We start from the raw sequence: 13,371 nt of genomic DNA, 5'->3' as shown, positions 1-13,371 counted from the left end.
CGGCCTCAAGGGCCGCTCGGTCAACCATCCGGTTGGAATACACACTTGTCCGATCACGCAGATAGACGCCGCCATTCTGTGCAGGCGGCGCTGCCGCCGAAACTGCACATTGGTCTAACAGACCATTGGCGGGCTTGCCTCAGGGCGCAGAGTTGGCTGCGCGCGCGGCCTCGATCAAATCCTTGCCGATATCGGCTTCGAACTTATGCCACGCCGGTTGCACTGCTTCACGCCACTTGGCGCGTTGCTCGTCGGTGAGCACCAGAATCTCGCTCTTGCCCGAGTCGATGACGCCCTGCTTGGCCTTCTCGTTCAGTGCCTCGGCCTGGCGGTTCACTTCTGCGGTGACCTCATCGATGATCGTCTCCAGCTCGCCGCGTACGTCGTCCGGCAGGCCATTCCAGAACTTGGTATTGGTGATCAGCAGGTAGTTGCCGATGCCGTGACCGGACTCAGTGATGTACTTCTGCACCTCGTGGTACTTCTGGCTGTAGATATTCGACCAAGGGTTGTCCTGAGCATTGACCACGCCGGTCTGCAGGCCCTGATAGATCTCGGCGAAGGCCATCTTGCGCGGCACCGCCCGCAGCGCGGTGTACTGGGCGGCCTGCAGGTCCGAGGGCTGTACGCGGAATTTCAGCCCGCGGGCGTCGGCCGGCTCGCGCAGCGGCTTGTTTGCAGTGAAGTGGCGCATACCGTTGAGCCAATAGGCTAGGCCGGTGATGCCCTTGTCTTCCATCGACTTGAGCATCGCGCGGCCCTTGTCCGACTGCTGGAAGCGCTGCGCCGCGGGCATGTCGTCGAACAGGAACATCAGGTCGAACAGCTGCAGCTGCTTGGTGTACTGCTCGAGCTTCGATGGTGCTGGCGCCAGCAGCTGCACCTCGTTCATCAGCAGCGCTTCCATCTCCTTGCCGTCGCCATACAGCGAAGAGTTGGCGAACACCTGTACCTCGACCTGGCCGGGCAGGCGTTCTTCGACGAGCTTCTTGAACAGCAGCGCGCCCTGGCCCTTCGGCGTGCTGTCGGCAGTGATGTGGGAGAACTTGATCAGGACCGGATCGGCCTGGGCGCCAAGCACGCTAAACAGTGCCGAAGCGGCGAGCAGACGGGTGATGCCACGGGTGAGTCGTGCCATGGGGTGTGAGCTCCGTTTTGTAGTTGTGTGAGCCATATCGCTGCCCGACTCTACCCCGGCACCGCCACGCGCTGAATTGCTATTTGGCCAAGCAAGACTTCGTGCTTGGCGAAGGCAGCAGCACAATCACACCGCCCGACGCGCTTCTTCAGCCATTGCCTTCGCGAGCGGTGAGGTGTTCGAGCATCTGCCGGGCGGTCACCGACAGGCTTTCCAGGTTGCGCACGCCCAGCTTGAGTTCGCGCCGCGCCCAGACATCGGTCAGCGGCACCATGGCAACGTCCAGCGCCGGCAGGTAGTTGCGCACCACCTGCTCGGGCAGCACGCCGATGCCCATGCCGGTGTGGATCATCCGGCAAATCGCCTCGAAGCTGCGTACCTGGATGCGCAGGCGCAGCGGCGTGCCCATCTGCTGTGCCGACTGCTGCAGCAGGGCATGCAGCGAGGCGTCCTGCTGTAGGCCGATAAAGTCGAAGCCTGCCGCCTCGCGCAATGCAATGCATTCGCGGCCGGCCAGCACATGCTCGCGGGGCGTTACCAGCACCAGCCGATCCTCGCGGTAGGGAAACACCTGCAGATCCTCGGCCGGCATATGCCCGGCGAAGATGCCGATATCGGTCAGCCCCTCGCGCAGTGCGCGCAGGGTGTCGCTGCTGACACGCTCCTCCAGGTCGATCTTCACTTCCGGGTGCTGACGGGTGAAGGTACTCAGGTCCTCGGGCAGGAATTCGATCACCGCCGAGGTATTGGCGTGGATGCGCACATGGCCCTTCACGCCCTGGCTGAACTCGCTCAAGTCGGCGTCCAGCTGTTGCAGGTTATCCAGCAGATTGCGCGCGTGGTGCAGCAGCGCGTGGCCGGCCGGCGTCAGCTCGACGCCCTTGGGCTGGCGATAGAGCAGGCTGACGCCGAGTTGCCCTTCCAGATCGCTGACGCGCTTGCTCACCGCCGCCAGCGCCAGGTGCTCGCGCTCGGCGGCACGGGTCAGGCTGCGCTCATCGGCGATGGCGACGAACAGGCGTAGGGTGACGAAATCGATGCGACGCATAGTGGCTTCCCGTATTCGCGGTAGACGAAGCATGCGCTGCTTAATCCGTGCTTTTCAAAGCCTCTTTCGTCTTAGCCTTCGTGAAGCGCGAAACCTCACTTGGCCAACGGCCAATTGTCCGCTGTCGATGCGTCGGTCATGCTCGGCACCATGAATCAACCGGCACAGGTGTCGTGATGAGCGAACAGACAGACAAGAACCTGCCGCTGCAGGGCCTCAAGGTGATCGAGATGGGCCAACTGATCGCCGGCCCTTTCGCCAGCAAGCTGCTCGGTGAATTCGGCGCCGATGTGATCAAGATCGAACCGCCAAAGGTCGGCGACCCACTGCGCAAGTGGCGCAAGCTCAAGGACGGCACCTCGCTCTGGTGGCACGTGCAGTCGCGCAACAAGCGCTCGGTGACGCTGGATCTCAAGGCCGCGGAAGGCCAGGAAATCGTCCGCCAGCTGGTGGCCGAAGCCGACATCCTGGTGGAGAACTTCCGCCCCGGCACGCTGGAAGAATGGGGCCTGGGCTGGGATGAGCTGTCGAAGCTGAACCCTCGGCTGATCATGCTGCGCATTTCCGGATACGGCCAGACCGGTCCCTATCGCGACCTGCCGGGCTTCGGCGTGATCGGCGAAGCCATGGGCGGCCTGCGTCACCTGTCCGGCTATCCGGGCCAGCCGCCGGTGCGGGTCGGCGTCAGCATCGGCGATTCGCTGTCCTCGCTGTATGGCGTGATCGGTGTATTGCTCGCCCTGCAGGAGCGCAACCGAAGCGGCCAGGGCCAGGAGATCGACGTGGCGCTATACGAGTCGGTGTTCGCCATGATGGAAAGCCTCGTGCCCGAATACGACGCCTTCGGCTACGTACGCGAGCCGGCTGGCAGTGCCCTGCCCGGCATTACGCCGTCAAATTCCTATCTGTGCAACGACGGCGCCTACGTGCTGATCGCCGGCAATGGCGACAGCATCTACAAGCGCCTGATGACCCTGATGGGCCGCCAGGACCTTGCCGATGATCCGCGCTTCGCCCACAACGACGGCCGCGCCCAGCACGCAGAGCTGATCGATGCCGCCATTGGCGAATGGACCATCCAGCACAGGCGCGACGAGGTGATCGAAGCACTCAAGGGCGCCCGCGTGCCGGCCGGCTATCCCTACACCGCTGCCGATATCGTCAAGGACCCGCACTACCTGGCACGGCAGATGATCGAGCAGGTGCAGACCTTTGCCGGCCCGCTCAAGGTGCCGGGCGTGCTGCCCAAGCTCTCGCGCACGCCCGGGCGCATCGGCCACGGCGGCCCGCAGCTGGGCGAGCACACCGACGACGTGCTGGCCGGCCTCGGCCTCACCGACGAACAACGCCAGGGCCTGCGCGAGCGGGGAATCATCTGAAAGAAGCAGCGGCAAGCCACAAGCTTCAAGCTTCAAGCTTCAAGCTTCAAGCTTCAAGCTTCAAGCCAACAGCGTGCCGCGTAGGGTGGATGACGCCCTCTCATACATAGCCGAACACATCAGGACTGCACCATGAGCAAACGCCTGTACATCCAGGAAGTCGCCACCCGTGACGGTTTCCAGATCGAGCCGAACTTCGTGCCGACCGCGGACAAGATCGCGCTGATCGACCGCCTCTCGCAAACCGGGCTGGCGAAGATCGAGGTCACCTCCTTCACCTCGCCCAAGGCCATCCCCAACCTGCGCGACGCCGAGGAGGTGATGCGCGGCATCCGCCGCGTGCCGGGCGTCGAGTACACCGTGCTGGTGCCCAACGTGAGGGGCTGCGAACGCGCGCTGGCCTGCGCAGTGGACGAGATCAACCTGGTGATGTCGGCCAGCGACACCCACGGCCTGGCCAACCTGCGCATGACGCCCGAGCAGTCGCTGGCGCAGTTCCGCGAGATCATCGAGGTCACCCGCGGCAGCGGGGTGTTCGTCAACGCCTCGCTGTCGACCACCTTCGGCTGCCCCTTCGAGGGCGAGGTGCCGGAGCCGCGCGTGTACGAACTGGTGCAGCGCCTGCTGGAGATCGGCGTGCAGGGCATCACCCTCTGCGACACCACCGGCATGGCCGACCCAGCGCAGGTCGAGCGCATCTGCCGCGAGGCGCTGAGCCGTTGGCCCGACGCCGTGTTTACCGCGCATTTCCACAATACCCGCGGCATGGGTCTGGCCAATGCACTGGCGGCACTGAACGCGGGCATCGACCGCTTCGACGCGTCCCTCGGTGGTCTGGGGGGCTGTCCCTATGCGCCGGGGGCCAGCGGCAATATCTGCACCGAGGATCTGGTGCACATGTTCCAGCGCATGGGGCTGGAAACCGGCGTCGATCTGGACCGGCTGCTCGAGGCCGCAGAACGCTTGCCGATGCTGGTCGGCCACGACGTGCCGAGCGCGATCCTCAAGGCCGGCAAGGCCGACCGGCGTTATCCGAAACCGTCGTCTCTCGTCGGCTGAAGCCCGCCGCCCGCACTGGCGCTACGCTCGTCAGCGGCGGCAAGGGCGCCCAAAAGCGGTGCAATAAAGGCAAAAGAGACAGCAATATGCACAGTTTGTGATCACTCGCGCTGCGCATCAGTCCGATCCGCTCATGAGTATGCAAGGGCTGCAACGGTCCTCGGCCCCCCAACACTGATGCGGAGCCCGTCGTCTGTAGCAGCGGGATGACGTCACGCCCCGCTGGGCAGGCGAATACTGCTTTTTTTTACCCGTGCTTAATATTTGGCATAGAAGTTTCAGAGGGACTTCACCTCACCGCGCTCAGGTCGTTTATCGACGGCTGCGACGGAACGGGAGACCGCAGCGCCAAAAGCGCTGCCCACTTATTGCCTTGCTTACCCTGCAGGGCGGTTTCGGGGAACAGACATGTTCGATGCGTTCGAATCCTTCAGGGCGCGTGTCAGCGCGCTTCGCAGCGATGCGGATTTCTGGTCGCTACGCCACGTAAAAAGTCAGACGCTTCACCTTGGAGTCATCAAGGCCACCCCCCTTCCGGTACACACCACCTTTGACGAAGGCGTCATGCTGACTGCCCAGGTCAACGGTTTCGAAGCCTATGCGGCAACCTCCGACCTGAGTGCGGACGGCCTTCAGCGAGCACTGGTAAAAGCCGAACAGCTCGCCGCCGCAGCGGCGTCCCACGCCCTCTCGCTGCCAACCGCCTCGCCGTCACGCACGGGCCAACGCGCCGACTATGTCTCTCTCGACCTCATGCAGGCCCTGCCGACGGTTGCCCAGTGCCTGGACCTGCTGCTTCAGGAGTGCGACGCCGTGCCGTCGGATAGCCGGATCGTCAACCGGGAAGCCCGACTGAGCTGGGAAACTCGCGAGCAGCTGTTTTTTGACAGCACGGGCTCGCAGTTGCGTTTTGCTCAGCGTTTCGTCTACCCGAACATGCAAATCACCGCCTACGACGGTCATGACAGCCAGATTCGCAGCCTCAGCGGCGGAAACTTCGCGCAGCAGGGCGGCCTCGATGTGCTGGCCAGAAGCGGGCTCTTCGGCGCCGGCGCTCGCCTGGCCGATGAGGCCCTGCAACTGCTGCTGGCGCCAAACACACCGAGCGGCAAACGCCACCTGTTGCTGATGCCCGACCAGATGATCCTGCAGATCCATGAGTCCATCGGCCACCCGCTGGAGATGGACCGGATCCTCGGAGACGAACGCAACTACGCCGGGACCAGCTTCGTGAAGCAGGACGATTTCGGGCATTACCGTTATGGCTCGCCGCTGCTGAACGTCAGCTTCGACCCGCATATCCCCGAAGAACTGGCCAGCTACTCCCACGACGATGACGGCACGCCGGCCCAAAAAGCCCTGCTGATCGAAGACGGCATTCTCAAACGCCCGCTCGGCGGCTCGCTGTCTGCCCGCCGCAGCGGTATAGAAGGGGTGGCTAGCAGCCGCGCCTGCAGCTGGAATAGACCCACCATCGACCGGATGGCCAACCTCAACGTGGAGCCGGGCGAGGGCAACCTCACGCAACTGATCGAAGGCATTGAGGACGGGATTCTCATGGCCTCGAACCGCTCCTGGTCGATCGACGATGCACGCAATAAATTCCAGTTCGGCTGCGAGTGGGGTCAGATGATCCGCAAGGGGCAACTCTGCGAAGTGGTCAAGAATCCGAACTACCGGGGTATCTCCTCGCGATTCTGGTGCAACCTCGTCGCGGTCGGCGACCACTCGACCCGGCAGGTGCTGGGCACTCCGAACTGCGGCAAGGGCGAGCCGAACCAGGCCGTCCGGGTCGGGCACGCCTCCCCCGCCTGCGTGTTTGCTGGCATCGAAGTCTTTGGAGGTGGTCAATGATGGCGCTCTCGAACACCACCCAGGCACTGGAGCATTTCCAGGGCATCCGCGAGGCGCTGCAGCGCGCGCTCAACGCCGGAGAGCACTACACGCTCTGGTACAACGCCGAAGCCTCCGATTTCGTCCGTTTCAATCATGGCAAGGTCCGCCAGGCCGGCCAGGTCGACCAGATCGAGATGACCCTCGGCCTGGCGCGCGACCGCCGGCATGCCAGTGCCCGGCTGACCTTGCAGGGTAATGTGATTCTGGACAGGCCCCGGGTTACCGAGGCCGTCAGCCAGCTGCGAGGCGTTCTGTCCGATCTGGCGCCGGACCCTTACCTGCAACTCAACCACCTCGGCTGGACCAACGAATCGTCCAGCCTGCAGATGGCGCCTGCTCCGGGAGATGTTATCGAGCAAATCGGCAATGCCTCGAAAGATCGAGACATCGTGGGGTTCTACGCCAGCGGGCCGATCTATTACGGTTACGCCGACTCTGCCGGTGCGTTCGGTTGGCATGCGGTGAGCCAGTCGAGTGTCGAGTGGAGCCTGTTCGGCGACGCCGGACGCGCGGTGAAGGCGCAACTGGCAGGGCCGGCATGGAACCCGGCGGCTTTCGAGGCACGCATGGCGCAAGCGGATCTTCATCTGGAGATGCTGCGCAAACCGGTGCGGGTCCTGCAGCCAGGCGCCTATCGCGCCTACCTGGCCCCGGCGGCGCTGGGCGAACTGCTGGGCCTGATGGCATGGAGCGCCTTTTCCGCCAGGGCGTTGCGCACCGCGCAAAGCCCGCTGCAGCAACTGTTTGCCGGGCAGCAGTCACTGAGCCCTCAACTGGGCCTGAGCGAACAGGTCAGCGGCTCACTATGCCCGGCGTTCACCCGCGATGGCCGGATCCGTGACGACCTTCGCCTGATCGAACACGGTAAGCTCGTCGGCGAATTGGTCAGTGCCCGCAGCGCACGCGAATACGGCCTCCGCGAAAACGGCAGCGACATGGAAGAGATGCCCCGCTCGCTCTGCATGGATACCGGAACCATCGAAACCGAGCAGGTACTGGCTGAACTGGACACCGGTCTGTTCATCAGCAACCTGTGGTACGTGAACCACTCCGACCTCGCCACCGCCCGCCTCACCGGCATGACGCGCTATGCGACCTTCTGGGTTGAAAAAGGCCAGATCGTTGCGCCGGTGGATACCATGCGGTTCGATGACAGCCTTTACCAGTTCCTCGGTCCGCCGCACCTGCTGGGGCTCACCCGGCAGCGCGAACTGTCGCCCAGTCATTCGACCTACGGGCGACGCCATACCGAGTCGATGTTGTTGCCCGGCGCGCTGACAACCAAGTTTGTCCTCACGCTCTGATTAGCGCACAACTTACCTTTCCGACGGCATATCTCCTACCACCCATGAGGTGAATGGGGTGGGTGATATGCCGCCGGAACGCCGCACCTTCAACCGGCATTATTAACAACATGCGGAATCACATGACTGTTTCCGTGACAGCCCTGCTTACAGTAACGAATCACGCAAATAACAGTTAAATGGACGATGCAAAAGGGTAACGCTCCTATTTAAAACACAATCCTGACACAATGGGCAACTTTGGAGCAGCGACCAATAGTGGCGGTGCAACCGCCAGCGCCGCCGCCATCGCCTGGGCCAAAGGCATCTAGAACCCCTGCATAACTCTTTGAATTATAAGTTATTTATTTATATATATCTGAATAGAAGGGATGGCATAGAGCTTGCTTTACGATTCATGAAGACGTTCTAATTAAAACCGTATATACAGTTCCTGACTAACAAGACAGGATTAATTATTTACCCGAAGTCGTTACTCTGCACCGGAAGGTCGTTCTACTCATAAAGTTAGCGAGTGCCGGAATCGGCGAACAAACAATGTGGCTCCGCTAATGAGTCGACCGGCACTTTTTCCCAAAAGGGAGAACACTAAATGGGAAACGCAGTATTGGATAACCTCAACATCAAAGGAGAAATACTGTCCTCCTCTGCCCAATCAGCATTCACGTTTCGCGTTAACGAATCGTCTCCGAACATCCTCAGCCGGCGAAACATGGGGCTGCTGGTGGGCGCGTCGCTGGTGCTCCATGCCGGCCTTGCCTGGTATCTGCTTTCGGGCGAAGCGCCCGAGGAAGTGGCGCCGCAGATCCCGGAAATGATCATCGAGCTGAGCAGCACGGCGCCTCCTCCCCCGGAACCTGCGCCAGAGCCACCTGCACCGGAACCGCCGCCTCCGCCAGAACCGCCTCCACCGCCGCCGGAGCCCGAGCCGGAGCCGGAGCCGGAGCCGGAGCCAGAACCCGAGCCGCCCGTACAGGAGGAAGCGATAAAACCCCCTCCCAAGCCGGAGCCACCGAAACCCAAGCCGGTGCCAAAACCTGTGCCCAAGCCCGAGCCCAAGCCGCAACCCAAGCCACAACCTGCGCCTGCGCCTGCGCCTGCGCCACCGCCGCAACCGGCGCCGCCCGCTCCTGTGGTTCCGGTGGCCCCACCCGGTCCGCCAAAGGAAACGCCCGCGGTCTCGGGCCTTGCGAGCCTGGGCAACCCCTCGCCGCAATACCCGTCATTGGCGTTGCGCAGGGGCTGGGAAGGCACCGTCACGCTGCGCATCCGGGTTCTGCCCAATGGCCGCGCAGGCAGCGTGGAAGTGACCAAATCCAGTGGCCGCAGCCAGCTCGACGAAGCGGCAGTGGCAACGGTCAAGGGCTGGAAATTCATCCCGGCCAAACGGGGCGATGTAGCCATCGAAGGCTTCGCCACCCAAACGATTGATTTCAAGTTGCCGCGCTGAGGCAGCAACGCCGATTGCTTAACGAGAGGGATACACGATGAACGAAACTGTCAATTCACTGATCGTTCCAGGCGTCCTCTGGGGGCTGGTGCTGTTTTCGGTAGCCACCTGGGCCATCTTCATGGTCAAGCTGGCCCAGTCCATGAAGGCCCGCCGCCAGAACAAGCATTTTCTGAAGGCATTCTGGGGCGCACCGGACCTGCTGACCGCCGCCGAGCATGCATCACAGTACCCGGGCCCGATGGCACGCATCGCCAACAGGGGCTTCCTGGCCATGGCACCGGATGAAACCCCTCGCAATACCCTGCAGCTCGCGCAGAGCATCGATCGCGGCAACCGCGTCGAGCGCAACCTGCGCCAGCAGATCCTCAAAGAGCGTCGGGCGCTGGAAGCGGGTCTCGCCGTGCTCGCCAGCATCGGCAGCACCTCCCCGTTCATCGGGCTGTTCGGCACCGTGTGGGGCATCATGGATGCGCTCACGATGATCGGCGTCACCGGCAATGCCGGCCTCGACACCGTTGCCGGTCCCATCGGCCATGCACTGATTGCGACCGGCGTCGGCATTGCCGTCGCAGTACCCGCGGTGCTCATCTACAACTTCTTCCTTCGCCGCCTGAAGCTCGCTGGCGCGCACATGGACGATTTCGCCCATGACTTCGACAGCCTGGCGCAGCGCAGCGATTTCGCGCTGAGTCGCAAACCGATCGCCCAACAGAACGCCGCCATGCGCGAGGCCAGCTGACATGTCCTTTTCTACCCAAGACAACGACGAAGTCCTCAGCGAAATGAACGTCACCCCCCTGGTGGACGTCATGCTCGTGCTGCTGGTGGTGTTCATCGTCACCACCCCGCTGATGACCAATGCCATCAAGATCAACCTGCCCAAGACCGGCGCCGTCGCGCCTGCGGAGATGAAAGACCCCGTCGTGGTCAGCGTCGATGCGGACGGCAAGTTCTACCTCGACAAATCGGAGATCGAACCCGACCTGCTCGAGCTCAACCTGCAGGACGTCAAGGCCGGCGACCCTGAAGTCAGGGTGCAGCTGCAAGCCGATGAAAACGTCAACTACGGCCAGGTGGCGAAAGCCATGGCATCCATCGAACGATCGGGAATCACCCGCATTGCGGTCATGACCTCCCACTGAATTCCTGACGACATCCATGCGGCCGGGGCGAAGCCTCGGCGGTATAGGTGAAGTGTTGCCAGGTGAAAGGCCCGGGAAGGCATAACCAGACCGGTGCAATAGCGGCTCAAGAAGCCACGCCCCAACGCCCGAGACGAGGGATAACAAAATGACGACGTACCGTAGTAGTTTTGCTCGCACCCCCCTGGCAGCAGCGATCACCCGTTACCGGTTCGTGCCGCTCTGGCTATTGGCACTCGGCGCGCCTCAGGTCGGCGCGCAGGAAATCACCGATGAATTCGAGCAGTCGCAGGCAGCCACTGTCGTGCCCTCGGTGACCGAACTCCAGCGTATCGAGGTGACGGGGTCGGCGATCCGCCGGGCCGACGCCGAAACCGCCGTACCGATCACCATCCTGCGTGCCGAAGAGCTGCAGAAGCAGGGCGTGACCACCACCCAGGAGCTGGTCAACCGCATCGTCGGCAGCCAGACCACCACCACCGCCGCCCAATCGATTGGCAGTGGAACCGGCGGTGCCTCGTTTGCCGACATGCGCGGTATCGGCGCCAACAAGACCCTGGTGCTGCTCAACGGCCGGCGGCTGGCCAACAATGCCATCGATGGCGCCGCGGTGGACCTCAACACCATCCCGTTCGCGGCCATCGACCGGGTGGAGATCCTGCGGGACGGCGCCTCGGCGCTTTACGGCACCGACGCCATCGGCGGCGTAATCAACTTCATCACCAAAAAAAGCGTCACCGAAGGCCAGTTCAGCGCGGGTTACACCTACCCTACCGAGTCGGGCGGTGCCCAAGGACGCAACTACAGCGGCAGCTGGGGTTTCGGCGATCTGCAGGAAGACCGCTTCAACGTCTTTGGGGTGGTGAATTACGACAAGCAGGACAACCTCACCGCAAGCGACCGTGACTTCACCAACGACTTCAGACCCAGCCGTGGTTTGAACGGCACCTCGGGTACCGCCTATCCGGGCAACTACACCCAGGGGGCGAACGCGACCAACCCGCTGGCCGACACCGGCTGCAACGGCGCGAACCTGATAGCCAGCAACGGCCTGTGCCGCTTCAGTACGCGTGAGTACATCGACCTGATACCGGAAACCGAAAAGACCTCGGTGTTCACCATGGGTACGTTGAAACTGGCCGATGACCATAACGTAAGCCTGGATTATTTCTGGGCACGCAACAACAACACCACAACCATCGGGCCATCCCTGCTGACCGGCCTAAGTGTGGGACCCGATACGCCCTTCTATCCGGGTAACGGCTCGACACCCTTGCCCACCAGCTTCGATCTGATCACCACCGACCCGGTAACCGTCGGCTGGCGCGAGAGCGACGCCGGCGCGCGCATACAAAAGGACCAAAATACCGGTCAACGCCTGCAACTGGTGTTCGACGGCAATCTCGCCGGTGCCTGGGACTACAACGTCGGCGCATCCTATAACGAAAACAAGGTGGTCAGCTCCCTGCGTGGCGGCTACCTCAACGACGAGCTGGCGGCTGATGCCATTGAAAACGGCATCATCAACCCGTTCGGGCCGCAAACCCAGGCTGGGCAGGAGCTGATCAACAGCATCGGGGTAAACGGCGACTACATGACTGCCGTAGGCCGGGTCAAGACCATCGATGGACGGGTGAGCCGGGAGATCGGCGACTGGTTCGGCGCCGGCCCGGCCGCCATCGCATTGGGCGGCGAGTACCGCGAGGAAGATTTCCACGCAGCCTATGACACCGGGATCACCTCGCTGGTGGGCAGCCTCGGCGTCAGTGGGGACCCGACCGTCAGCGGCGACCGCAACGTACAGGGCCAGTACGCCGAACTGAACGTGCCGGTCTTCGATAGCCTGGAGCTGAGCGCGGCGATTCGCCACGACAAGTACAGCGATGTGGGCAGTACCACTAACCCGAAATATTCGTTCCGCTACCAGCCGTTCCGGGAACTGGTGATCCGTGGCGCCTACAGCGAGGGTTTCCGCGCGCCTTCGCTGTATGAGCTGTACGATCCCACCTACATCACCTATAGCGCCGGGAGCTACAACGACCCGGTCCTGTGCGCTGGCGGTTCGCCGAGCAACGGTGGCGTGGCCAACCGCGACTGCGACCAGCAGGTGCTCAACCAGACTGGCGGCAACACCGACCTGACGCCCGAGACGGCGCGCAACAAGACACTCGGCTTCGTCTACCAGCCCCTCAGCAACCTGTCGGTGGGCGTCGATCTGTGGTGGATCGACATCTCCGGGCAGATCGCGGAGTTTTCGGAAACCTCGATCTTCGCCAACCCTGAGCTCTATGCCGACCGCATCGTGAGGGCGGCGGATGGTTCGATCGACTACATCATCACCGGCCTGTCGAACCAGGGGAAAGTGAAGACGAGCGGCATCGACCTGTCCCTCGACTACCTCTTTCCGAACAGCCCCTACGGCCAGTTCGGCCTGTCGATGCAGGGCACCTACGTGACCCGTTACGACTACCAGGACGAGGCAGGCGGCGCCTACATCGAGAACGTGGGCGACTTCCAGGGCAATGGTGTCATTTTCCGCTGGAAGCACAATCTCGTGGGCACCTGGAACGCGGGGCCATACCGGGCATCCCTGACCAACCGCTACATGTCCGGCTACAACGATTACGATACCGAAGGAAACGCTCGGGTTTCGTCGTACATGATGTGGGACCTGGCGGCCGGCTATAACTGGCGCCAGACCCTGGATCTGGACGTGGGCGTGAAGAACCTCTTCGATCGCGACCCGCCGTTCACCAACCAGGCCGTGACCTTCCAGAGCGGTTATGACCCCCGTTATACCGATCCGCTGGGAAGGACCCTTTACACCCGCGTCACCTATCGCTTCTAAGCCACAGCGGCCCCCGCCCGCGGCGGGGGCCGCCCTTTCGACAGACACGGCATGGATTCGGACCGCACGCCACCAATCGCCTGACGAGATGATGCCCTTGAACG

10 protein-coding genes are annotated in these 13,371 nt (G+C 62.7%); 8 read left to right on the top strand and 2 right to left on the bottom strand.

Annotated elements, in window-relative coordinates:
- Positions 1-139: 139 nt before the first annotated feature.
- Complete coding sequence (locus CXK91_RS00195) at positions 140-1,138, bottom strand: TRAP transporter substrate-binding protein (protein WP_103454421.1); 999 nt, start codon at positions 1,136-1,138, stop codon at positions 140-142.
- A 148-nt stretch (positions 1,139-1,286) separates the two neighbouring features.
- Positions 1,287-2,186 (bottom strand): LysR family transcriptional regulator, encoded by a 900-nt coding sequence (locus CXK91_RS00190; protein ID WP_103454420.1) that lies wholly within the window; start codon positions 2,184-2,186, stop codon positions 1,287-1,289.
- 176 nt (positions 2,187-2,362) lie between these two features.
- Between CXK91_RS00190 and CXK91_RS00185 the strand changes: the two genes are divergently transcribed.
- The 8 genes from CXK91_RS00185 to CXK91_RS00150 all read left to right on the top strand — a co-directional run bounded on the left by CXK91_RS00185 (position 2,363) and on the right by CXK91_RS00150 (position 13,267).
- Complete coding sequence (locus tag CXK91_RS00185) at positions 2,363-3,565, top strand: CaiB/BaiF CoA transferase family protein (RefSeq protein WP_103454419.1); 1,203 nt, start codon at positions 2,363-2,365, stop codon at positions 3,563-3,565.
- A 132-nt stretch (positions 3,566-3,697) separates the two neighbouring features.
- A complete protein-coding gene (locus CXK91_RS00180) occupies positions 3,698-4,624 on the top strand; it encodes a hydroxymethylglutaryl-CoA lyase (RefSeq protein WP_020306076.1) in 927 nt (308 codons plus the stop codon).
- A 408-nt stretch (positions 4,625-5,032) separates the two neighbouring features.
- Complete coding sequence (locus CXK91_RS00175; protein ID WP_011912872.1) at positions 5,033-6,478, top strand: TldD/PmbA family protein; 1,446 nt, start codon at positions 5,033-5,035, stop codon at positions 6,476-6,478.
- Positions 6,475-7,824: a TldD/PmbA family protein gene (locus tag CXK91_RS00170; RefSeq protein WP_103454418.1), complete on the top strand. Its 1,350-nt coding sequence runs from the start codon at positions 6,475-6,477 to the stop codon at positions 7,822-7,824. Before CXK91_RS00175 ends, CXK91_RS00170 begins: the two co-directional genes overlap by 4 nt.
- Positions 7,825-8,416: 592 nt before the next feature.
- Positions 8,417-9,274, top strand: a complete 858-nt coding sequence (locus CXK91_RS00165) for an energy transducer TonB (protein WP_011912870.1) — start codon at positions 8,417-8,419, stop codon at positions 9,272-9,274.
- A gap of 37 nt (positions 9,275-9,311) precedes the next feature.
- Positions 9,312-10,016 (top strand): MotA/TolQ/ExbB proton channel family protein, encoded by a 705-nt coding sequence (locus CXK91_RS00160; RefSeq protein ID WP_020306074.1) that lies wholly within the window; start codon positions 9,312-9,314, stop codon positions 10,014-10,016.
- A 1-nt stretch (position 10,017) separates the two neighbouring features.
- A complete protein-coding gene (locus tag CXK91_RS00155) occupies positions 10,018-10,419 on the top strand; it encodes an ExbD/TolR family protein (RefSeq protein WP_011912868.1) in 402 nt (133 codons plus the stop codon).
- Between the two features lie 148 nt (positions 10,420-10,567).
- Entirely contained in the window at positions 10,568-13,267 is a 2,700-nt protein-coding gene (locus CXK91_RS00150; protein ID WP_011912867.1) for a TonB-dependent receptor, read from the top strand.
- Positions 13,268-13,371: the final 104 nt, after the last annotated feature.

It is taken from the genome of Stutzerimonas stutzeri, assembly GCF_002909485.1.
Classification (GTDB): domain Bacteria; phylum Pseudomonadota; class Gammaproteobacteria; order Pseudomonadales; family Pseudomonadaceae; genus Stutzerimonas; species Stutzerimonas stutzeri_AH.
Note: the sequence above shows the minus strand (reverse complement) of the source record. Positions and strands in the feature narration are given on the sequence as shown.